Origin of the sequence: Rhizobium sp. LjRoot98 (genome assembly GCF_964252935.1) — a bacterium.
In the GTDB taxonomy this organism is placed as follows: domain Bacteria; phylum Pseudomonadota; class Alphaproteobacteria; order Rhizobiales; family Rhizobiaceae; genus Pararhizobium.
This window is the reverse complement of the sequence record NZ_CAXUPW020000003.1, coordinates 186,755-207,262: the sequence shown is the minus strand read 5'-3', so window position 1 is coordinate 207,262 and position 20,508 is coordinate 186,755. Positions and strand designations below refer to the sequence as shown.

19 protein-coding genes are annotated in these 20,508 nt (G+C 60.5%); 8 read left to right on the top strand and 11 right to left on the bottom strand.

The features are described from left to right. Positions 1 to 259: 259 nt before the first annotated feature. From ACSQ3J_RS12880 to ACSQ3J_RS12855, 6 genes are all read right to left on the bottom strand, one after another. On the bottom strand, positions 260 to 1,687 hold the full coding sequence (locus ACSQ3J_RS12880) for a mannose-1-phosphate guanylyltransferase/mannose-6-phosphate isomerase (RefSeq protein ID WP_060502595.1): 1,428 nt from the start codon (positions 1,685 to 1,687) through the stop codon (positions 260 to 262). A gap of 402 nt (positions 1,688 to 2,089) precedes the next feature. Continuing rightward, positions 2,090 to 2,257 (bottom strand): hypothetical protein, encoded by a 168-nt coding sequence (locus ACSQ3J_RS12875; RefSeq protein ID WP_164491975.1) that lies wholly within the window; start codon positions 2,255 to 2,257, stop codon positions 2,090 to 2,092. A 171-nt stretch (positions 2,258 to 2,428) separates the two neighbouring features. Next, positions 2,429 to 3,946, bottom strand: a complete 1,518-nt coding sequence (locus ACSQ3J_RS12870) for a tripartite tricarboxylate transporter permease (RefSeq protein ID WP_060502594.1) — start codon at positions 3,944 to 3,946, stop codon at positions 2,429 to 2,431. A 9-nt stretch (positions 3,947 to 3,955) separates the two neighbouring features. Next, the gene (locus ACSQ3J_RS12865) at positions 3,956 to 4,447 is read right to left on the bottom strand and encodes a tripartite tricarboxylate transporter TctB family protein (protein WP_060502593.1); all 492 of its coding nucleotides are present in this window, start codon (positions 4,445 to 4,447) and stop codon (positions 3,956 to 3,958) included. Beyond that, positions 4,444 to 5,388, bottom strand: a complete 945-nt coding sequence (locus tag ACSQ3J_RS12860) for a Bug family tripartite tricarboxylate transporter substrate binding protein (protein WP_060502592.1) — start codon at positions 5,386 to 5,388, stop codon at positions 4,444 to 4,446. Before ACSQ3J_RS12860 ends, ACSQ3J_RS12865 begins: the two co-directional genes overlap by 4 nt. Positions 5,389 to 5,651: 263 nt before the next feature. Then, on the bottom strand, positions 5,652 to 6,719 hold the full coding sequence (locus ACSQ3J_RS12855; protein WP_060502591.1) for an ABC transporter substrate-binding protein: 1,068 nt from the start codon (positions 6,717 to 6,719) through the stop codon (positions 5,652 to 5,654). Positions 6,720 to 6,797: 78 nt separating this feature from the next. On the opposite strand from ACSQ3J_RS12855, the gene ACSQ3J_RS12850 reads away from it, so the two are divergent. Beyond that, the gene (locus ACSQ3J_RS12850; RefSeq protein ID WP_060502590.1) at positions 6,798 to 7,472 is read left to right on the top strand and encodes a response regulator; all 675 of its coding nucleotides are present in this window, start codon (positions 6,798 to 6,800) and stop codon (positions 7,470 to 7,472) included. After that, complete coding sequence (locus ACSQ3J_RS12845; protein ID WP_436039280.1) at positions 7,472 to 8,881, top strand: sensor histidine kinase; 1,410 nt, start codon at positions 7,472 to 7,474, stop codon at positions 8,879 to 8,881. The genes ACSQ3J_RS12850 and ACSQ3J_RS12845 overlap by 1 nt, the downstream gene beginning before the upstream one ends. Here ACSQ3J_RS12845 and ACSQ3J_RS12840 read toward each other — a convergent pair. Beyond that, entirely contained in the window at positions 8,878 to 9,000 is a 123-nt protein-coding gene (locus tag ACSQ3J_RS12840) for a hypothetical protein (RefSeq protein ID WP_274534236.1), read from the bottom strand. The two genes, ACSQ3J_RS12845 and ACSQ3J_RS12840, sit on opposite strands and share 4 nt — an antisense overlap. Positions 9,001 to 9,378: 378 nt before the next feature. Here ACSQ3J_RS12840 and ACSQ3J_RS12835 point away from each other — a divergent pair, with 378 nt between their 5' ends. Together ACSQ3J_RS12835 and ACSQ3J_RS12830 are read left to right on the top strand one after the other, a co-directional pair. Beyond that, on the top strand, positions 9,379 to 10,374 hold the full coding sequence (locus ACSQ3J_RS12835; protein WP_436039279.1) for an MDR family oxidoreductase: 996 nt from the start codon (positions 9,379 to 9,381) through the stop codon (positions 10,372 to 10,374). A gap of 44 nt (positions 10,375 to 10,418) precedes the next feature. Continuing rightward, the gene (locus ACSQ3J_RS12830; RefSeq protein ID WP_436039278.1) at positions 10,419 to 10,853 is read left to right on the top strand and encodes a DUF1801 domain-containing protein; all 435 of its coding nucleotides are present in this window, start codon (positions 10,419 to 10,421) and stop codon (positions 10,851 to 10,853) included. Positions 10,854 to 10,916: 63 nt separating this feature from the next. Here the strand turns inward: ACSQ3J_RS12830 and ACSQ3J_RS12825 are convergent, their stop codons facing one another. Further along, positions 10,917 to 11,696, bottom strand: a complete 780-nt coding sequence (locus ACSQ3J_RS12825) for an ABC transporter substrate-binding protein (protein WP_436039277.1) — start codon at positions 11,694 to 11,696, stop codon at positions 10,917 to 10,919. 142 nt (positions 11,697 to 11,838) lie between these two features. Further along, positions 11,839 to 12,666 carry a cupin domain-containing protein gene (locus ACSQ3J_RS12820; protein ID WP_436039276.1) on the bottom strand — a complete coding sequence of 276 codons (828 nt, stop codon included), beginning with the start codon at positions 12,664 to 12,666 and terminating at the stop codon, positions 11,839 to 11,841. 218 nt (positions 12,667 to 12,884) lie between these two features. Between ACSQ3J_RS12820 and ACSQ3J_RS12815 the strand changes: the two genes are divergently transcribed. Both ACSQ3J_RS12815 and ACSQ3J_RS12810 read left to right on the top strand, forming a co-directional pair. Next, entirely contained in the window at positions 12,885 to 14,153 is a 1,269-nt protein-coding gene (locus ACSQ3J_RS12815) for a 4-aminobutyrate--2-oxoglutarate transaminase (RefSeq protein WP_436039275.1), read from the top strand. A gap of 150 nt (positions 14,154 to 14,303) precedes the next feature. After that, positions 14,304 to 15,761 (top strand): NAD-dependent succinate-semialdehyde dehydrogenase, encoded by a 1,458-nt coding sequence (locus ACSQ3J_RS12810; RefSeq protein ID WP_436039274.1) that lies wholly within the window; start codon positions 14,304 to 14,306, stop codon positions 15,759 to 15,761. A gap of 13 nt (positions 15,762 to 15,774) precedes the next feature. On the opposite strand, the gene ACSQ3J_RS12805 is transcribed toward ACSQ3J_RS12810, so the two are convergent. Both ACSQ3J_RS12805 and ACSQ3J_RS12800 read right to left on the bottom strand, forming a co-directional pair. Beyond that, the gene (locus tag ACSQ3J_RS12805; RefSeq protein ID WP_060502582.1) at positions 15,775 to 16,947 is read right to left on the bottom strand and encodes a CaiB/BaiF CoA transferase family protein; all 1,173 of its coding nucleotides are present in this window, start codon (positions 16,945 to 16,947) and stop codon (positions 15,775 to 15,777) included. 8 nt (positions 16,948 to 16,955) lie between these two features. Then, positions 16,956 to 18,143, bottom strand: a complete 1,188-nt coding sequence (locus tag ACSQ3J_RS12800; protein ID WP_060502581.1) for an acyl-CoA dehydrogenase — start codon at positions 18,141 to 18,143, stop codon at positions 16,956 to 16,958. A gap of 139 nt (positions 18,144 to 18,282) precedes the next feature. Between ACSQ3J_RS12800 and ACSQ3J_RS12795 the strand changes: the two genes are divergently transcribed. Together ACSQ3J_RS12795 and ACSQ3J_RS12790 are read left to right on the top strand one after the other, a co-directional pair. Further along, positions 18,283 to 19,524 (top strand): M24 family metallopeptidase, encoded by a 1,242-nt coding sequence (locus ACSQ3J_RS12795; protein WP_060502849.1) that lies wholly within the window; start codon positions 18,283 to 18,285, stop codon positions 19,522 to 19,524. A gap of 12 nt (positions 19,525 to 19,536) precedes the next feature. After that, complete coding sequence (locus tag ACSQ3J_RS12790) at positions 19,537 to 20,493, top strand: LysR family transcriptional regulator (RefSeq protein ID WP_060502580.1); 957 nt, start codon at positions 19,537 to 19,539, stop codon at positions 20,491 to 20,493. The last annotated feature ends 15 nt before the right edge of the window (positions 20,494 to 20,508 follow it).

Here is a 20,508-nt window from a genome sequence, read left to right as displayed (position 1 = left end):
ATTGCCGTCCGTCACAAACGGGCGGCATTTTTATGTCCAGGCGTCTCTACACTACAGAAAATGAAAATATCCAGCTCATCGTGGCGGAGTGAGCGCAGCGGATGGTGAAACCCGCCTGGATGCCTTACCAGCATTAAACTAAGGGTGGTATTCGGCCAACCCGGCGACTTTGAAGCTCGCCGGATAGATTCGGTGCCGTGAACCGATTCGTTCTCAACAAAAATGGCGGCGGCTGATGGCGCGGGGGCGCCGGACCTTTTCAGGCCCGGCCAAACTCATCATCGAGACGCACGATATCATCGTCCTTGAGGTAGGAGCCCGTCTGTACCTCGATCAATTCCAGCGGAATTTTCCCCGGATTGCTCAAACGATGCACTTCACCCTGCGGGATATAGATCGACTCGTTCTCGTGCAGCAGCCGGGTCTGGTCGCCGATTGTGATTTCCGCCGTGCCGCATACGACGATCCAGTGCTCGGACCGATGGTGATGTTTTTGCAGGGAGATTTTGCGGCCGGGCGCGACATGCAGCCGTTTGACCTCAAACCGCTCACCACTGAGCACAGAGGCAACCGCACCCCAGGGCTTGTAGGACGTCGGATGAACCTGTGTCAGGCCCCGCGTCTTCGGCGTCTTGGCGAGCAGCTTGACGATCTGGCCGACATTCTGGCTGTCCGCCAGATGCCCGACATAGACGGCGTCCTCGCTGGCAATGACGGCCATATCATCGAGACCATTGACGGCAATGTGGATATCACGCGACAGGACAAGCGAATTGCGCGTGTTGGAGACGGTGGCCTTCTGGCCGACCACGTTGCCGAATTCGTCTTTATCGCCGATCGCCCAGACAGAATCCCAGCTACCGAGGTCCGACCAGCTGAAGGCGGATGGGACGACGGCTGCATGCGCCGTCTTTTCGAACACGGCATAATCGACCGAGATATCCGGCGCCTGCGAAAAGCTCTCGGTCTCCAGGCGAACGAAATCCAGATCGCTGACGGAGTTCAACACGGCTTTCTGCGCGGCCGCATGGGCGTCCGGCGCGAAAGCAGCCATTTCCGACAGAAACAGGGCGACAGGCAGCATGAACATGCCGGAGTTCCAGAGATACCGTCCACTGGCCAGCAATTCTTCGGCGCGCGCCTGATCCGGCTTCTCGACGAACCGTGCCACTGTCCTGGCGCCGGTATCGAGGTCGGCTCCGATCTCGATATAACCGTAACCCGTCGCAGGCTCTGTCGGCTTGATACCGAACGTTACGAGCTTTCCCGATTTCGCGGTTTCGTTGGCTGAGAAAATACAGTCGAAGTAATGGGTCGATGCATCGATCTCGTGGTCGGAAGCCAAAACCTGCATCACGGCGTCGTCGCCATAGTCACGCTGGATCACGAAGGCGGCGGCGGCCAGCGCGGGCGCGGTGTTGCGCGCAACGGGCTCAAGCAGAATGCTCGAAAGCGGCACATCGACCGTCATCGCCTGTTCTGCAACGATGAAGCGGAACTCGGAGTTGGTGACGATAACCGGCTGCTCGTACCAGTCGGTATCGGCAACCCGCTTCAGGGTCTTTTGAAACAGCGAGTGATCACCGAGAAATTGCAGAAACTGTTTTGGCGCTGCAGACCGGGACAAGGGCCAAAGCCTTGTTCCTCTGCCACCGGCCATGATGACCGGTACGATTTTCGATGACATGAATGCCCCTTAACGATGCAGGATGACACGTTCAGCACATGCTGGTCTGGTCATTTGGCCTTTGTTTGAACCGGATGCGGGATCGGTCCAGCCTCAATAAAACGAAATGTCCGTTCTTGCTGGCACGCATCGCCGCGTTGGTCATGATGAATTTCCAAGCGGGCAGCATCACGTGCGTTTCGTCAGCTCCTAGAAGCTTCATATCGCATTTTCTGGAGTGACTGCAACAAGTCGGCCAAAGAACAGCATACGAGAACCCTCCTTCGACCTAGTGGGCCTTACACCACCGATGCCCATGTTGCACCGTTCGCTCAATCCTGTTCACGGACGTGAAAACTGCTCCAAAACGCAAAAAGCCCACCAGTGACTGGTGGGCTTCGCGGACTTCATATGATGACTGAATTAGCCGCGCTTGACGGAATTGAAGTTCGCCGGATTGATACCGAGCGTATAGAGGTCGCGGTCGCGTGGACGGCGGTTGCCTTCGACTGCTGCGGCAGCGGCCGTGGCCGCACCAAAGATGGCGATGGCATTACCGAAAAAGCCTCGGGCAGATTGACGGGCACTCATCTCTTTAACTCACTTTCCTAAGTTGTTGTTGTGTCTTGTTCGACGAGATGAATATGCGGTCTGCAACCTCCGTTTACAATGCACAGGAATTCATCCCAGCCATGCAAATAGCAAGGGCCCGGTTAACATCAGTCAACCGGGCCCTTGCTGTGACGATCTTGGGAGGAACCGTCAGTCTTCGTTGGCGGCAAGCTGCGAAAGCACCTGGCCACGGCCGCGCGCGCGCAGGATCAGCGGCACGATCAGCGCCGCGGCGGCAATCACCAGCAGCACAGCCGCAACCGGCGAAGTGAACAGCACCGTCACATCGCCCTGGCTGATCGCCAGCGCGCGGCGGAGTTGCTGTTCGGCCAATGGTCCGAGGATCAGGCCGACGACCACAGGCGCAATCGGGTAGCCGAAGATGCGCATGGCGTAGCCGAGAACACCGAATGCCAGGAGCATGCCGAGCTCGAAGACCGACGGATTGGCGCCGATGGTACCGAGCGTCGCAAACAACAGGATACCGGCATAGAGCCATGGCTTGGGGATCGTCAGAAGCTTCACCCAGAGGCCAACCAGCGGCAGGTTGAGCACCAAAAGCATGAAGTTGGCGATCAGGAGTGATGCGATCAGGCCCCAGACGAGCTGAGGATTGGTCGCAAACAACAGCGGGCCAGGCTGCAGGCCGTACTGCTGGAAGCCGGCCAACATGATCGCCGCGGTCGCCGTGGTCGGCAAGCCGAGTGTCAACAGAGGCACCAGCGTACCGGCAGCCGAGGCATTGTTGGCCGCTTCCGGCCCCGCAACACCTTCGATGGCACCGTGGCCGAACTCTTCGGGATGTTTGGACAACCGTTTTTCAGTCGCATACGAAAGGAATGTGCCGATTTCGGCACCACCGGCCGGCATTGCGCCGATCGGGAAACCGATCGCCGTGCCACGCAGCCAAGCCTTCCACGAACGCGCCCAGTCCTGGGCGGTCATCCAGACAGATCCTTTGACCGCCTCGACCTTGTCCGGCCCCTGCTCGCCCTGTGCGGCGATATAGAGCGATTCACCGATGGCAAACATGGCGACGGCGAGCGTCGTCACTTCGATCCCGTCCAAAAGATCGGGAACGCCGAAGCTCATGCGGGCCTGACCGGTCAGCTGATCGATGCCGATGATGGCAAGCGCAAAGCCGATAAACAGCGAAGTCAGGCCGCGCAGTGTCGAATCCCCGAACGCGGAAGACACGGTAACAAAGGCGAGAACCATCAGGGCAAAATATTCGCGCGGGCCAAAAACCAGCGCCAGCTTGACGACGAACGGCGCGATGAAGGCAAGCCCGAGCGTCGCGATCAAGCCGGCGACGAACGAGCCGATGGCGGCCGTTGCCAGCGCCGGTCCGCCGCGCCCCTTGCGGGCCATCTTGTTGCCCTCAAGCGCTGTAACGATCGAAGCGCTTTCACCGGGCGTATTGAGAAGGATGGAGGTCGTCGAGCCGCCATACATGCCGCCATAATAGATACCGGCGAACATGATCAGCGAGCCACCCGGGTCCAGACGGTAGGTGACCGGCAGAAGCAGCGCCACGGTCAGCGCCGGACCAATGCCCGGCAAGACGCCGACAGCGGTGCCAAGCGTCACGCCAATCAACGCATAGAGAAGGTTCATCGGCTGGGCGGCGACGAGCATGCCCTGCAGCAGGAAATCGAATGTGGTCATGTCAGGGCCTTACCAAAACAGGTGTTCAAGCGGACCGGCAGGCAACGAAAGCTGCAGCAACCCGGCAAAGACCAGCCAGACGCCAAGACAGAGCACGATGCCGATCGGGATCGTGAACCAGAGCTTTCGCTTTCCGAATCCAGCCGCGGTCGCAGCAAACAGAAGACCGGTGGCGATGGAAAACCCCAGCGGCTTCAACGTCAGCATCTGCGCAGCGAGACCGCCGATGATCCAGATTACCGGGCCGAATTCCTGACGCTCCCGTGCCGGAAAATCTCCGCGCAGCGCCTCGAATACGGTCCACGCGGCCAACAGCAGAAGCACGCTGGCGATCACGAATGGAATGGTTGCCGGACCGATGCCGGAATAACTGGTGATCTGCGCAAGCCGCGACGTATCCCAGAAGATCAGGCCGGCGAGAGCGGCCAGGAAGACGGCGATGACAAGCGCCGCCCTGTCAGGGCGGCGTGTCTGCGTCGAAGGGGTGTTGCCCTTGCTCATTTAACCAGACCAATGTCCTTGAGGATGGTTTCGGTTGCCGAAACGTCCTTGGCCAACTGTTCCTTGAAGGCGTCGCCAGCAAGGTAGGTATCCGTCCAGCCCTTGGTCTTCAAGGTTTCCTGCCAGCCAGCCGACTTGGCAAGCTTTTCGACATCAGCCGAAACAGCCGCCTTCTGCTCATCGGTCAGGCCAGGAGCAGCAGCAACCATGCGCCAGTTCTGAACCACGACGTCGAGGCCACCTTCCTTGATGGTCGGGGCATCGATGCCAGGGATGCGCTCGGCGCTCGACATGGCGAGCAGGCGCAGCGTGCCGGCCTTGATCTGCGATTCGAATTCGCCATAACCGGAAATGCCGGCTGTTACCTGGCTGCCGAGGATAGCTGCGAGGGCTTCGCCGCCGCCGGAAAACGCGATGTAGTTGATCTTGGTCGGGTCAACGCCAGCGGCCTTGGCGATCAGGCCAACAGCGATATGGTCCGTACCGCCGGCCGAACCGCCACCCCAGGACACAGCGCCCGGATCCTTCTTCAGCGCTTCGACGAGATCACCCATCGACTTCAACGGCGAATCGGCCGGAACGACGATGGCTTCATATTCGCCGGTCAGGCGTGCGATCGGGGTAACGTCGTTGAGCGATACCGGCGACTTGTTGGTGAGAATGGCGCCGACCATGACGTAACCGCCGACGATCAGGGCATTGGCATTGCCGGCCGACTGGCTGGCGAACTGTGCGAGGCCGATCGTGCCACCGGCGCCCGGTACGTTCTGCACCTGAACATTGCCGGAAATGCCTTCGGCCTGCATGACCGACTGGATCGAGCGGGCCGTCTGGTCCCAGCCGCCGCCCGGGTTGGCCGGAGCGATGATCGTGTAGTCAGCAGCAACAGCCGGGAGCGCGAGAGCGCCGGCAAGAATGGATGCCAGAAAAAACTGTTTCAAAGGGTAGTCCTCCGTCAGGCGCGCTCGTTCAGTATGGCGCGCATATTGTTCATCTTTGCGGACGGGGATGGCTCACGGTCGAATCAGCTGCAGCGGCCTTTTAGGCTCGCCGTTACGCCGGGTCTGGTGAAATTCCTCCCATACGCCTCGATCATCCGCCTCCACGGATAATGAAGAACTGCAAGGCACCATATGAAGCTGACATTTACCTGACATCGGGCGGAGCCTTGCCCTGTTAATGTCCCTTAATTTTTAGTTTTCGTCTACTGGAGCCGTAAAACTTCGTTCCAGCGGGCAATCAGCCGCGCCCGCTTCACCTGATCGAGATAAACCATCAGGCCGGGGCTGACCGGAACGGGCTTCAGCTGTCCACCGAGCATCTCGCGCATGGTGTTGGCGGTATTGGCGCCAGCGACGTCAGGGCTGACCGCAGGGATCTGCAATTCACGCGCCATGATCGTCTGACCTTCCTTTGACATGAAGAACTCCAGATAGCGGCGGCCGAGATCCGGCGTTGCCGCCGCCTGCGGCACCAGCCCGATGCGCGACATGACGACGGTATAATCGCGCGGCAGCACGATACCGACGTCCGGATGACGCGACGCCCAATCGGCGGCATAGGAACCGAGAATATTGTAACCGAGCACGAAGCGGCCATCGGAGACCCGCTCGAGGATGGCCGAACTGGTGGAGTAGAGCTTGACGCCGGCCGCCCCCATCGCCTGGATCACCGACCAGATATCGCCAAACTGTTCCTGATCACGCGCCATGAACAGGAATCCGACACCGGATCGCTCGATATCGTATGTACCGATCTTGCCGAACACCGCACTGCCCTGACGCTGGAGATAATCGACAAACTCCGCCCGCGTCGAAGGCGGCTTTTCCTTGGTAAAACTCGGCTTGTGATAGACGAAAACCGCCGGCTCGAAGGTCAGCGCATAGGCAGTATTGCGCCAATTGGCCCAGGCCGGCCAGCGGCCGCTCATCGGCATGTCGCTGCGCTGGGCGTAGCCGTCATTGCTGAGCTTCACCTGCAGGTCCATCGCCGAGGAAAAGGCGAAATCCGCGGTCTTTTCGCCAGCATCGGTCTCCTTGACAATCCGGTCATAGATTTCGCCGGTCAGCATGTCCTCGTAGCGCACGGCCACATCCGGATTGGCGATCTGGAAACCAATGATCATCGGCCGCGCCAGGGGCTCGTCGAGTGAGGAATAGACGATGACGGTCGGCGCTTCCGCATCGCCCGAACGCGCCGGAAACAGCGTGACCTGCGCGGCTGCCGGAGTTGAAAATGCACAGAAAAGACAGAGAAGGGGAAGGAAACGCATAAAACGATATTGCCGCAGCCTCGGCCCGTTCACAAGCGTCAGCACGCCCGATACAGTAGCTTCAAGGAGACAGCGGATTTGCGAATACTACTGGTCGAGGACAATACGGCGCTTTCGGAAGGACTTGTCGCGATTCTGCGTGGCAGCGGCTACGCGGTCGACGTCGTTCACGATGGCACCTCCGCCAATGCGGTCACCGCCACGGAGACCTTCGACCTCGTCATCCTCGATCTCAACCTGCCGGAGATGGACGGGCTCGACGTCCTGCGCTCGATGCGGGCGCGGCAGAACAAAGCGGCCGTGCTGATCCTGACGGCGCGCGGGACGCAGGAAGAGAAGATCAAAGGCCTCGATCTCGGCGCCGACGACTACATGATCAAGCCATTCGACATCAGCGAATTCGAGGCCCGTGTCCGTGTGCTGCTGCGGCGTCAGGCCGGGCTGCGCTCATCGCTCGTCAGCTACGGTAAGATTTCGCTCGATCTCAATTCGCGCACCTTTTCGGCCGATGGCATCACCGTCGATATCCCGGCAAGGGAACTCGGCCTTCTGGAAATCCTGTTCATGCGCGCAGGCAAAGTGGTCGCCAAGGAAGCGATCATCCAGTCGCTGACGGCTTTCGACGATGATCTGAGCGCCAATGCCATCGAGCAATATGTCAGCCGGTTGCGCAAGCGCCTGGCGCCGCATGGACTGACGGTGCGCACCGCGCGCGGCATCGGCTACTATCTCGACAAGATGGCGGACGCCTGATGGCGCGGCGCGCCTATTCGCTGCGCCGGGGGTTGCTCGCCTGGCTGTTGATCTCGACCGTCGTCATCGGAGCGCTTGCCCTGATCGACACCTATCGCGAGGCGGTGAAGACGGCGAATATCGTATCAGACCGGGTGCTGGCCGGGTCGGCGCTGGCGATTGCCGAAAGGGTCGTGGTCGCCGAAGACGGGTCGCTTGAGGTTGATATCCCCTATGTAGCGCTGGAAATGCTGACCTCGGCCGCGCAGGACCGCGTCTTCTACCGGGTCGATGGACCGCCCGGCCAGTTCATCACCGGCTACCAGAACCTGCCCTCCGTTGCCGCTCTCAATGGCCAGTCGGCCGTCTATGCCGATGCGCAGTTCCGCGGTGAGCCGATCCGGGTCGCGGCTCTTGAGCGATCGGCCTCTACAGGCATCAATTCCGTTCCCTTCGTCGTCACCGTCGCGGAAACCACCATTGCCCGGCGGCAATTGACGCAGGCGATCCTGTTGCGGTCGGCCTTCCGGCTGTTGATGATGATCCTGGGCGCGGCCGTTATCGTCTGGATCGCGGTCACGTTCTCGCTGCGGCCGCTTTACCGGCTGGGTGACGCCATTGCCGAGCGCAGTCCCGATGATCTGCACCCGATCGACCAGTCGGTGCCGAGCGAAGTCGAGGGGCTGGTCGAAACAGTCAATTCCTTCATGGTGCGGCTGCAATCTGCACTCGATGCGCTACGCCATTTCTCCGGCAATGCCAGCCATCAGCTGCGTACGCCACTGGCGATCATCCGCACGCAGTTGGCGCTGTCGGCCCGAGCCACGACATTGGAGGAGGCGCAGGCCGCCGCCCGCAAGGGGGATGAGGCCGTCGCCCATGCCGAGCGCATTCTGGCGCAACTGCTGTTGATGGCTAAGATCGATGCCGCCGGCTCGAAGGAGCCGCAGCCGCTTGAGATCATCGATTTGGTCGCGCTGGCGCAGGAGATCACCGGCGACCGCGTGCCTGGCGCCGGTGAGGCCGACATCGATCTCGGCTTCGAGGGCGGCGGCAAGGCATTGATCCGGGCGGAACCGCTGCTGATCGGCGAGCTGCTGCGTAATCTCATCGAAAACGCCATCGCCTATGCCGGAAAGGGAGCGGAAGTCACGGTTCGGGTCGAAATAGTGACAGACGGTGTCCGGCTCGACGTAGAAGACAACGGCCCGGGCATCCCACCGGAAAACCGGCAGGTCGTGCGTCAGCGTTTTGCCCGCGGCGGACGCGGGCAAGCACCGGGGATGGGGTTGGGACTTCCGATCGTCGAAGAAATCGCCGGATTGTTCGGCGGACATCTTGCGCTGGGAGAAGGGCCGGGGGGGAAAGGGCTGAAAGCCTCGATAACATTCCCGGCCGCAATAGCTGGCCCGGCCGCGGTCTCTGTCTAGCGGTTACGACCTGTCATAAGCGAGGTCGTTTCACGGGTCTGAACGAGAAGGATCGCGTTCCAGATCATCTGGACAAAACCGCGATCAGACGGGCTCGACAGCTTGCGCTGCGAAAACATGATAAGCTCCATAGGGTTTGTTGCGAGGGTGAGATAGCACTTCGACATGTATTTCGCCAGAGGGCAAAAGCAAATCTGCCTTGCACGGCAAGCATGGCACATATATCCGGAATTTTTCCTTACGAAATACACAATGCCAGAAGTAAATACACCGATATCCGGCTTTGCTTTTTACTGATAATTTATCAATTAATCAATATCTTGCGCGCGACCGGAGAAACAACATCATCGATGAGTTTCTTCCTCTTTTTTTGGGACCCCAAAGAACCCGCTCCGTTTGCCAGGCTGTGGATAGCAGCGGTCCTTTCGCGCCTTTTGTCGAAATGGCTTTTGTTTTTTTCCCATGCCATGCTGCAGCAAAACAGGCAGGAGAAAACCATGACGGGACATTTCAGGGCACTGGTGATCGACGACCGCGACGGCAAGCCGGCGGCTGGCTTTCGGGAACTGGCGCTTGCCGATCTCCCCGATCACGACGTGCTAGTCGAAGTCCAGTTTTCGACGCTCAACTACAAGGATGGCCTCGCCGTTTCCGGCAAGGGGCGCATCGCCCGCCGCCTGCCGATGGTCGCCGGGGTCGATCTCTCCGGCGTTGTCGTTCAGTCCCGCAGTCCGGACTGGAGGCCCGGTGACAAGGTCGTTGTCAACGGTTGGGGCATGTCGGAGACCGAATGGGGTGGCTATACGCGGTTCCAGCGCTTGAAATCTGAATGGCTGACGCGCCTGCCGGATGCCTTCACGCTTGAGGAAAGCATGGCGATCGGCACCGCCGGATACACGGCGGCCCTTGCGATCGACGCACTGGAATCCTGGGGCAAGATCAAGACGGATACACGCGAAGTTCTGGTCACGGGCGCTGCGGGCGGCGTCGGCTCGATGGCCATCGCCCTCTTGAGCAATCGCGGCTACAGAGTAACGGCATCGACGGGGCGGCCGGAAACGCACGAATACCTGTCCGCGCTTGGGGCGACGGGTTTTGTCGATCGTGCAGAACTAGCGGCAAAGGGAGGCGCCTTGCAAAAGGAACGCTGGGCAGGCGCCATCGATTCAGTCGGATCGACAACGCTCGCCAACGTTCTGGCGCAGACCGTCCAGAGCGGCGCGGTCGCTGCCTGTGGTCTCGCCGGCGGCGCAGACCTTCCGGCAACCGTCATGCCGCATATTCTGCGCGGTGTCGCGCTTCTCGGCATCAATTCGGTGACGGCACCGCACATCGAGCGCGACAGGGCCTGGGCCATTCTGGCGGAAAGCCTTGACCGCAAACGGCTGGCAACCATGACAACGGTCGAACCATTGTCCAACCTGCCGCAGTTGGCAGAAGACATCGTTGCCGGAAAAATCCGCGGCCGCGTCGTCATCGACGTGACGAAATAAACCGCCCCGTAAAGCGCTGGGCAACCACCAACGAGGAGCATGGAATGACAAGCCTACCCGTTCCCGACGCCGTTGCCCAAGCGCTTGAACAATACCCCGATGCGGTCAGACGGCGGCTGTTGCAGGTTCGGGACCTTATCTTTGCCGTAGCGGCGGAAACCGAAGGCGTCGGCCCGCTGACTGAAACCCTCAAATGGGGCGAACCGGCCTATCTGACCGAGACCAGCAAAAGCGGAACAACCATCCGGCTGGGTGCATCCAGGTCGGCACCCGATCAATGCGCTGTGTTCGTCAACTGCCAGACCACGTTGATTGACACCTTTCGTGCCCACTTTGCCGATGATTTTACCTTTGAAGGGCAACGGGCACTGCTTTTCCCGGCAACTGGCGATTTCCGCCGGGAACCGCTGGTGCTCTGCCTTCGCGCCGCACTGACCTATCATCGACAAAAAGCGGCGCAGAAAACTCAGCCGGCCTGATCAGACCCGCCACCGTGTGGCAGGATACGACCAGGCCTTAGGTTTCCGATCGACTGCCGGCTCTTACTTCATCGTGTAGACATCGATGGAGAAATACTTGTCGTTGATCGCCTTGTAAGTGCCATCGGCGCGGATATCGGCCAGCGCCTTGTTGAGCTTTTCGCGCAGATCATTGTCGTCCTGGCGCAGGGCAATGCCGACACCGTCGCCGACGAATTTGCGGTCGGTGATCGGCTCGCCGATCAGTTCGCAGCATTTGCCGTCATTGTTCTTGGTGACCCAGTCGAGCATCGGCAGCATGTCGCCGACTTCCAGATCGAGACGGCCATTGGCCATGTCGAGATTGGCTTCGTCCTGTGTCGGATAAAGCTTGATCTCTGCATCCGGATAAACAGCTGCAATATATTCGGCCTGTGTTGTGCCCGATTGCGCACCGATGACCTTGCCCTTCAGCGCCTCATTGGTGAAGGCCGTGATGCCGGCCCCCTTCGCCGCCACATGGGTCATCGCCGCCAGATAATAAGGATCGCTGAAAGCGACCTGCTTGCGGCGCTCGTCGGTGATGAACATCGAGGCTATGATCATGTCGTATTTCTTGGCAACCAACCCTGGAATGATGCCATCCCAATCCTGCGCGACCACCTCGCATTCGACCTGCATCTTGGCGCACAGCGCCAGGCCGATATCGACATCGAAACCACCGAGCTTGCCGGCCGTATCGACAAAATTGAAGGGCGGATAGGCGCCTTCGGTGCCGATGCGAAGCTTTTCAGCAGCATTGACCGGTGTCATGGACAGAGTGGTTGCGCAGGCGAGAGCCAATGCGATCAGATGTTTCTTCATGCGTTCAGTTCCCCTTTTGGCGCACCGTTTGCCGGTGCTTGAGGAAACTCTATGCTCGAAAGGGCTATAAACGAAATAGATAGAGACAATAGCCGGTATAAACGCGCTTGATTGCCAATCGCCGAAATTGCGGCGGAAAATACTAGAAGGTCGGCGGCGTGTTAATCCACAGAAGCACCGTCTCTCCGTCATGGCGGTTCGACCAGGCATGGTGACGGCGGCTGTTGAAATAAAGGGAATCGCCGGGGCTCAGATCGTAAAACTGATCGGAATCCAGCACGAACTCCACCCGACCGGACAGCACATAGACGAACTCCTCGCCCTCATGCTTGTAGGCGCCCTCGCTGGAGGCGCCCGGCTCCAGCACGAAGCGGTGGCAATCCATCTGGTTGCGGCCTTCGGCCAACAACTGCACGGTCACGCCCGGCGTCGTGCGCGGCCATGTCCGCCATTCACCGGAACGCACCAGCGCCCGCACATCCGGTTCATCCTCACCGGACAGGCTCGACACCGTCGTCGCAAAATATTCGGCAAGATTATGCAGCACGGCGACGGACACACCTTGCGACGTCCGCTCCAGCGTCGAAAGGACAGAGGCCGCAATGCCGATATCGCCGGCCACCTGCTCCAAGGTTTTTCCGGCTGCGTGGCGCAAGCTCCTGAGCTTGCGGCCGACCTGCGATTGCGGCGTTGCGTCGCCATTGGCAGGCTGACCGTTATCGTCGGGTTCGCCCGCTTCCAGTTCCAGCGCCTCGCGGATTGCCGCCGGATTGAGCCCACGCTCGGCGCGAAACCACGAAATCCGCTTCAATTGCGCGACATCGCCTTCGCTATATTGCCGGTGCCCGGTGGCGGAGCGGTCCGGAACGACCAGCCCTTGCGTCTCCCACAGACGCAAGGTCGATGCGGAGACGCCGGCAAGCCGTGCGGCTTCGGCGACCTTGTAGCGTATCTTCATGGCATCACTCATAAGCCGTCCCGTGACATCTTCAAGTCATCCATACGCACTGCTGCACAGCTTGGCACAAGAGGCGGTAAAACTCCCGCGCGATACTCTCGCGGGCAAAGAAATCCATTCCCGGCGCTGCTGCTCAAATCACAAAATTTGATTTGCAAACCTACAGAAAAAATATAGGATTTCCGTAAATTCTGCAATCATAAATGTCCCACGCAACCAGGATGATACAAGTGACCAGTTTGACCGATCGCAAGAACGCAGCCATTTCCCGCGGCGTGGGCATGACCACGCAGATCTATGCGGATCGTGCCGAAAATTCCGAAATCTGGGACAAGGAAGGCAATCGTTATATCGATTTCGCCGCCGGTATCGCTGTCGTCAACACCGGCCACCGCCATCCACGCGTCATCGAGGCCGTCAAGAAGCAGCTCGATCGCTTCACCCATACCTGCCATCAGGTCGTGCCTTATGAAAACTATGTCGAGCTTGCGGAACGGCTGAACGCCATCCTGCCAGGTGATTTCGCCAAGAAGACGATTTTCGTCACCACGGGCGCTGAAGCGGTCGAAAACGCCGTGAAGATCGCCCGCGCCGCAACCGGCCGCCAGGCGGTCGTCGCCTTCGGCGGCGGTTTCCATGGCCGCACCTTCATGGGCATGGCGCTGACCGGCAAGGTCGTACCCTACAAGGTCGGCTTCGGCGCGATGCCGGCCGACGTCTTCCACGTCCCGTTCCCGGTGGAGCTGCAGGGCGTTTCGCCTGACCAGTCGCTGGCGGCGCTGAGGCGCCTTTTCGCCGCCGACGTCGATCCGAACCGCGTTGCCGCCATCATCATCGAGCCCGTGCAGGGCGAAGGCGGCTTCTATCCGGTGCCGACCTCCTTCATCAAGGCGATCCGCGAAATCTGCGACCAGCATGGCATCCTTCTGATCGCCGACGAAGTGCAGACCGGCTTTGCTCGTACCGGCAAGCTCTTTGCCATGGAACATCACGGCGTCGCCGCCGACCTCGTGACGATGGCCAAGGGTCTTGGCGGCGGCTTCCCGATCGCAGCCGTGACCGGCCGCGCCGAGATCATGGATGCTCCCGGCCCCGGCGGCCTCGGCGGCACCTACGCCGGTAACCCGATGGGCGTTGCCGCGGCTCATGCCGTTCTCGACATCATTGAAGACGAAAAGCTCTGCGACCGCGCTGAACAGTTGGGTAACCGCCTCAAGCAGCGCCTCGCTGCAATCCGCGAACAGGCGCCTGAGATCGTCGACATCCGCGGTCCTGGCTTCATGAACGCCGTTGAGTTCAACGACGTGAAGACCAATCTGCCAAGCGCCGATTTTGCCAACAAGGTGCGTCTGAAAGCGCTCGAAAAGGGCCTGATCCTGCTCACCTGCGGCGTACACGGCAACGTCATCCGGTTCCTGGCGCCGATCACCATCCAGGACAATGTCTTCGCCGAAGCGATGGACATTCTGGAAGCCTCGATCCTGGAAGCCCGCGCCTGATTTCAGGCATCGGTCTCATGACATATTCCATTGGGCAGCAGCGTCACGCTGCCCAATGGACCCGGCTGCTTTTATCGGCTATCGGCATTGTCCCCGCGACAAAATATGCCGCCCCGCGCCACCTGCGCGGATCGCCAGAAAGGATCTCCGATGATCTTTACCGAGACATTGCTCGCCCATGTCAGGGATCCGCATCTGCTCGGGCTGGTGAATGCGCCGTTGGCGCCTGCAGCAAAGACCTTTGACGTCCATAATCCATCGACTGGCGCTCTCCTCGCCACTCTTCCGGACATGGGTGTGGCGGAAACGCGCGCCGCCGTCGATGATGCCTATGCGGCGCAATTTCCATGGGCCGAGCGACCGGCGGGCGACCGCAGCACGATCCTGCGCCGCTGGCACAATCTGGTCATTGCCCATATCGACGATCTCGCCGCGATCCTGACGGCCGAAATGGGCAAGCCGCTCAACGAAGCCCGCTCGGAAGTCCAGCACGCCGCCGCCTATATTGAATGGTATGCGGAAGAGGCCAAGCGCGTTTACGGCGAGACCATTCCGGCACCGTCGACCGATCGCCGTATGATGGTGATCAAGCAGCCGGTCGGGGTGGTCGGTACCATCACCCCGTGGAATTTTCCGGCATCGATGGTCGCGCGCAAGATTGCGCCGGCGCTGGCGGTCGGCTGCACCATCATCCTGAAACCCGCCGAACAGACACCACTGGTGGCCTTGGCCATGCACGCGCTCGCCCTTCGGGCGGGCTTTCCCAAGGGTGTCTTCAACCTCGTGCTTGCCTCGGAAGGGGACGCGATCGGACGCGAACTCTGCACCAATTCGAGAGTGCGCAAGATCAGCTTCACCGGCTCGACTGAAGTCGGCCGCATCCTGATGCGGCAATGCTCCGACCAGATCAAGAAAGTCAGCCTTGAGCTTGGCGGCAGCGCGCCCTTCATCGTCTTTGATGACGCCGATATCGACGCCGCCGTCGATGGCGCCATCCAGGCAAAATTCCGCAATGCCGGCCAGACCTGCACCTCGGCCAACCGCATCTATGTGCAGAGCAAAGTTCATGATGAATTCGCCCGCAAGCTGGCAGTTGAAGTGGCAAAGCTCAAGGTCGGGGACGGCTTTTCCAAGGGCGTCACCATCGGCCCGCTGATAGATAGCAGGGCAATCGAAAAGGTCGAAACGCATGTCAACGATGCGATCGGCAAGGGCGCGAAGCTCCTTTGCGGCGGCAAGCGTGTTTCCGGCTCCTTCTTTGAGCCGACGGTGCTTTCCAGTGTCGAAAAGGGCATGCTGGTCGCCTGCGACGAAACCTTCGGCCCTGTCGCCCCGATCATCCGCTTCGAGACGACGGAAGACGTCATCCTGCAGGCCAACGACACGATCTACGGGTTAGCCGCCTACTTCTATGCAACGGAACTCAAAAAGGTCTGGCGGGTGGCCGAAGCGCTGGAATACGGCATGATCGGTATCAATACCGGCCGCATGTCGTCTGAGGCTGCCCCCTTCGGCGGCCTCAAGCAATCCGGCATCGGCCGCGAAGGCTCCCGCCACGGCGCCGAGGATTATCTGGAGATGAAATATCTCTGCATGGGGAATATTTGAACTGGCCGTGTCTTCACGGCTTCATCCCGATCTCGGCCAGCACCTCATGCGTATGTTCGCCAAGTCTTGGCGCGCCACGCTCCAGGGCCAGTCCGGCACCAGAAAACTGGATGGGCGTGCGCACCCCCGGCGCCGTTCCGGACGCCGATCCCGTGTGCGGCGGATCGACCCGCATGCCACGGTGGAGAATCTGCGGGTCTGAAAACACATCCGCGACCGTATTGATCGGCCCGCCGGGAACACCGGCCGCCTCGAGCATAGTCAGCAGCGTATCGCGATTGAAGGTCACCGTTCGCGCCGCCAGTTCCGGCGTCAGCGTATCGCGATGCTTTACCCGGCTGGCGTTGGTCAGGTAGCGCGGGTCGGTCGCCAGAGTATCGAGACCGAGCAGCGTGCAGAACTTGACGAATTGCCGGTCATTGCCGACGGCAACGATCAGGTGACCATCGGAAACCGGAAACACCTGATAGGGCGCAATATTCGGATGTGCGTTGCCGAGGCGGCGCGGTGATTGGCCGGAAACCAGGAAATTCAGCGCCTGGTTGGCAAGCACCCCGGTCATGCTGTCGAACAATGCCATATCGACCTGCTGGCCAACGCCGGTCCGTTCACGCATATGCAGCGCCGCCTGGATGGCGATAACGCCGTAAAGACCGGTAAAGATATCCGCGAAGGCGACGCCGATCTTCTGTGGCTCACCCTCCGGGTCCCCCGTCAGGTCCATGATGCCGCTCATGCCTTGAATGATGTAATCATAACCGGCGCGGTGGGCATAGGGGCCGTCCTGACCGAAGCCGGTGACGGAGCAATAGATCAGCCGCGGATTGACCTTTTTCAGGCTTTCGTAATCCAGCCCGTACTTGGCCAACCCACCAACCTTGAAATTTTCTAAAAGCACATCCGACTGTGCCGCCAACCGCCGAACAGCCTCCTGCCCTTCCTTGGTGGTGAAGTCGAGGATGACCGAGCGCTTGCCCCGATTGCAGGCGTGGAAATAGGCGGCATCCAGATGGCCGCCGGTGTCGCTCTCGATGAACGGAGGACCCCAGGTGCGGGTGTCATCCCCCGCTGGGCTTTCCACCTTGATGACATCGGCACCGAGATCGGCAAGCGTCTGGCCGATCCAGGGTCCCGCCAGGATGCGGGCGAGTTCGAGAACCTTCAGGCCCTTCAGCGGCGTTTCCATGCCGGCGCTCAGAAGAAGGCCTGCAGCCCGGTCTGGGCACGGCCGAGGATCAGGGCGTGAACGTCATGGGTGCCCTCGTAGGTGTTCACCGTTTCGAGGTTCACCATATGACGCATCACCTGATAATCCTCTGAGATACCGTTGCCGCCATGCATGTCGCGGGCGGCGCGGGCGATATCCAGCGCCTTGCCGCAATTGTTGCGCTTGACGATCGAGATCATTTCCGGCGCCATCCGGCCCGCATCCATCAGCTGGCCGACGCGCAACGACGCCTGCAGGCCAAGGGTAATTTCCGTCTGCATGTCGGCAAGCTTCTTCTGGAACAACTGCGTCTGCGCCAGCGGCTTGCCGAACTGCTTGCGATCGAGACCATATTGACGGGCCGCATGCCAGCAGAATTCCGCCGAGCCCAGAACGCCCCAGGAAATGCCATAGCGGGCGCGGTTGAGGCAGCCGAACGGACCCTTCAGGCCTTCGACATTTGGCAGCAACGCGTCTTCGCCGACTTCAACATTGTCCAGCACGATTTCACCAGTGATCGATGCCCGCAGCGACAGCTTGCCACCGATCTTCGGAGCCGACAGACCCTTCATGCCCTTTTCCAGCACGAAGCCGCGAATGGCATTGCCATGCGCCTCGGACTTTGCCCAGACGACGAAGACATCGGCAATCGGTGCGTTCGAGATCCACATTTTCGAACCGCTCAGCCGGTAACCGCCATCGGTCTTTACCGCCCGGGTCTTCATGCCGCCGGGGTCGGAACCCGCATCCGGCTCAGTCAAGCCGAAGCAGCCGATGAATTCGCCGCTGATCAGCTTCGGCAGGTATTTCTGGCGTTGTTCTTCCGAGCCATAGGCATGGATCGGGTAAATGACGAGGGAGGATTGGACGCTCATCATCGAGCGGTAGCCGCTATCGACCCGCTCGACCTCGCGGGCAACCAGACCGTAAGCCACATAGGATGCGCCAACGCCACCATAAGTATCCGGCACGGTGACACCGAGTAGGCCAAGTTCACCCATTTCGCGGAAGATCGATGGATCGGTCGTCTCGTTGCGGTAGGCATCGATGACACGTGGCTGCAGCCTGTCCTGCGCGTAGGCGCGGGCCGTATCGCGGATCATCCGCTCATCTTCAGAAAGCTGATCCTCCAGCAGAAATGCGTCGTCCCACTGGAATTCCTGTCTTGCAGCCATGTCTTCCTCCCGTCACTTTCCTTCTTGTATCCGTTATGGCAAGCCGGGCAGGGCGACACAAACGAAAATGCGGCACTGCCTCATGCGCTGCGGGAATGGCGGCGTGCAGGACGTTGAAACGACAGGACAAGGAAACGGCATGGCACACCTCGACAGGACACGCGCATCGCAACTGATGGAAGCCGCCGGGCTTGACGCGCTACTGCTGCTTTCGCCGGAAAGTTTCACCTACGCCACCGGTGCACCTGCAGGCGTTGCCACCATGTGGCGGCGCGCCGGCGCCGTGGCGGCCATTGTTCCCGCCGACCCGGCGGTTCAGGAAGCCGCTGTCGTCACCGACCTGTTCGAGGCTGCGTTTCGCGCCTCCAGCGCGCTCACCGATATCCGTATCAATCCGATCTGGGTGGAGACCGGTGATATCAGAGGCATGGAAGCCCAGCCGCCAGAGGAATTGATAAAAGCGGCCTGGGCAAGACAGGGGCGTGCACCCGGCTTCGAGCGTCCGGAAACCTTCGATGCCAGCCATGGCTTCCAGCTCGCCGCGGCGCTTCTCGCAGAAAGGGGTCTGCACGAAGGCCGTATCGGCATTGAATTCGATGGCCTTTCCGTCTCCGATTTCCGGCTGCTGTCTGTCGCTTTGCCCGATGCCGAATTGCTCGATGCCTCAGACCTTGTCCGGCGATTGAAGATGATCAAATCGCCGAGCGAAATCGGCCATCTGCGTACCGCCGTCGAACTGGCCGAGGCCGGAATCGTCGCTCTGCGCGAAACCATCGACATCGGCATCAGCCGCGATGCGCTGGCCGCCGCCTGGGAGAAGGGCGCGCGGGCTGAAGCCGGACGGCGCAACGTCCAGAACCTGACGGGCCTTTGGGAATATGTCTCCGTTGGCCAGAATCCGTGGACCAAGGGCGGCGTGGTGGAGCGCGGCGATCTGATCAAGGTCGATGTCGGCTGTTTGATTGCCGGCTATACATCCGACACCGGCCGCACCGTCGTCTGCGGCACGCCATCCGCTCTGCAGTCCCGCTTGTTCGATGCCCTACAAACCGCCTATGGCGCCGGCCTGCCGTTGCTGAAACCCGGCATCGCCATGAGCGACGTGCACCGGGCAACAACCGACGCGATGGCGAAGGCTGGTTTTCCCGGCTATACGCGGGGCCATTTCGGCCATGGCCTGGGCGCCGGTCTCGGCAGCGAGGAATGGCCGTTCCTCTCGCGGCAATCGGATGTCATCCTCGAGCCGGGCATGGTGCTCGCCTTTGAAACGCCGTGGTATGTCGATGGCGTGGGCGGCATGATCATCGAAAACCAGCTGCTGATTACACCGGATGGCCACGAGATCATGAACCGGCTACCGTCCGGTCTCGTCTCCCTCTGATCGCGGGTTGCCATGCCTGACAATCGCCTCGAACGCTTCGCTCATAATCTCGACTGGAACCTTTTGCGCACCTTCGTCGTCGTGGTCGAGGAAGGCAGCATCACGGCAGCCGCCAACCGGCTGCTGTTGCAGCAACCGGCCGTCAGCATGGCTCTGAAGCGGCTGGAACAGACGGTCGGCCAAAAGCTCATCGACCGCCGCCCGGGCCGCTTCGATCTGACGGAGGCCGGCGAAAAGCTGCACCGCCAATGCCGCGATATCTTCGCAGCGGTCGTGCGCCTGCCGAACGCGCTGGAAACCGCAGGCGACGACGTGACCGGCCATGTCAGCATTCATTCGGTCAGCCATGCGCACAATCCGGCCTGGGATCGCAAGCTTGAGAGCTTCTTTCATCTCTATCCGAAGGTGACACTCAGCATCACGGTCGAAACAACCGTCAGCGTCATCAGCGCCGTCGAGCGCAACATTGCTACCATCGGCCTGTGCGATGGTAATATTCCTGAAGCGCTGGATAAGGCCTTCCATATCCGCGAACAGTACGGGCTGTATTGCGGCCGCGGCCACCGTCTGTTCGGCGCAAAGACCGCAGCCTTGAACGACTTGCGCGGCGATCCCTACATCGCGTTCATCGCCGATGTTCTCGGCGGCCAGCATATGAATGCCATTACCGCCGTGCGCGCCATGGGCTCCTTCGGCCAGCAGGTGCGAGCCGTCTCCTGCAATGTCGAGGAAGTGCTGCGCCTGATCGCGGCCAATATCGGCATCGGCATGGTGCCGGACCACCTGGCGGCGCCGGGTCTTGCCGCGGGCGAGCTCTGGCAATTGCCGCCCTACGATCTGTTGCCGACCACGGATGTCTTCCGCATTACCAATCCCAACGCGATCCTCAATCCGGCCGAAGCCGCCTTCCTGCGCCATGTTACAGACACCGAACCGCTGGACCATAGCGCAAGGCATCAATCTGCCTGATAGTGAGCTTCTTCA

Excerpts from the sequence above, each read along its gene's own strand:
- ACSQ3J_RS12880 (WP_060502595.1), bottom strand. The coding sequence starts at position 1,687 with ATGTCATCGAAAATCGTACCGGTCATCATGGCCGGTGGCAGAGGAACA.
- ACSQ3J_RS12820 (WP_436039276.1), bottom strand. The coding sequence starts at position 12,666 with ATGAGTGATGCCATGAAGATACGCTACAAGGTCGCCGAAGCCGCACGG.
- ACSQ3J_RS12865 (WP_060502593.1), bottom strand. The coding sequence starts at position 4,447 with ATGAGCAAGGGCAACACCCCTTCGACGCAGACACGCCGCCCTGACAGG.
- ACSQ3J_RS12840 (WP_274534236.1), bottom strand. The coding sequence starts at position 9,000 with ATGTTTTCGCAGCGCAAGCTGTCGAGCCCGTCTGATCGCGGTTTTGTC.
- ACSQ3J_RS12805 (WP_060502582.1), bottom strand. The coding sequence starts at position 16,947 with ATGGAAACGCCGCTGAAGGGCCTGAAGGTTCTCGAACTCGCCCGCATC.
- ACSQ3J_RS12800 (WP_060502581.1), bottom strand. The coding sequence starts at position 18,143 with ATGGCTGCAAGACAGGAATTCCAGTGGGACGACGCATTTCTGCTGGAG.
- ACSQ3J_RS12795 (WP_060502849.1), top strand. The coding sequence starts at position 18,283 with ATGGCACACCTCGACAGGACACGCGCATCGCAACTGATGGAAGCCGCC.
- ACSQ3J_RS12825 (WP_436039277.1), bottom strand. The coding sequence starts at position 11,696 with ATGAAGAAACATCTGATCGCATTGGCTCTCGCCTGCGCAACCACTCTG.
- ACSQ3J_RS12855 (WP_060502591.1), bottom strand. The coding sequence starts at position 6,719 with ATGCGTTTCCTTCCCCTTCTCTGTCTTTTCTGTGCATTTTCAACTCCG.
- ACSQ3J_RS12835 (WP_436039279.1), top strand. The coding sequence starts at position 9,379 with ATGACGGGACATTTCAGGGCACTGGTGATCGACGACCGCGACGGCAAG.
- ACSQ3J_RS12830 (WP_436039278.1), top strand. The coding sequence starts at position 10,419 with ATGACAAGCCTACCCGTTCCCGACGCCGTTGCCCAAGCGCTTGAACAA.
- ACSQ3J_RS12810 (WP_436039274.1), top strand. The coding sequence starts at position 14,304 with ATGATCTTTACCGAGACATTGCTCGCCCATGTCAGGGATCCGCATCTG.
- ACSQ3J_RS12870 (WP_060502594.1), bottom strand. The coding sequence starts at position 3,946 with ATGACCACATTCGATTTCCTGCTGCAGGGCATGCTCGTCGCCGCCCAG.
- ACSQ3J_RS12845 (WP_436039280.1), top strand. The coding sequence starts at position 7,472 with ATGGCGCGGCGCGCCTATTCGCTGCGCCGGGGGTTGCTCGCCTGGCTG.
- ACSQ3J_RS12790 (WP_060502580.1), top strand. The coding sequence starts at position 19,537 with ATGCCTGACAATCGCCTCGAACGCTTCGCTCATAATCTCGACTGGAAC.
- ACSQ3J_RS12875 (WP_164491975.1), bottom strand. The coding sequence starts at position 2,257 with ATGAGTGCCCGTCAATCTGCCCGAGGCTTTTTCGGTAATGCCATCGCC.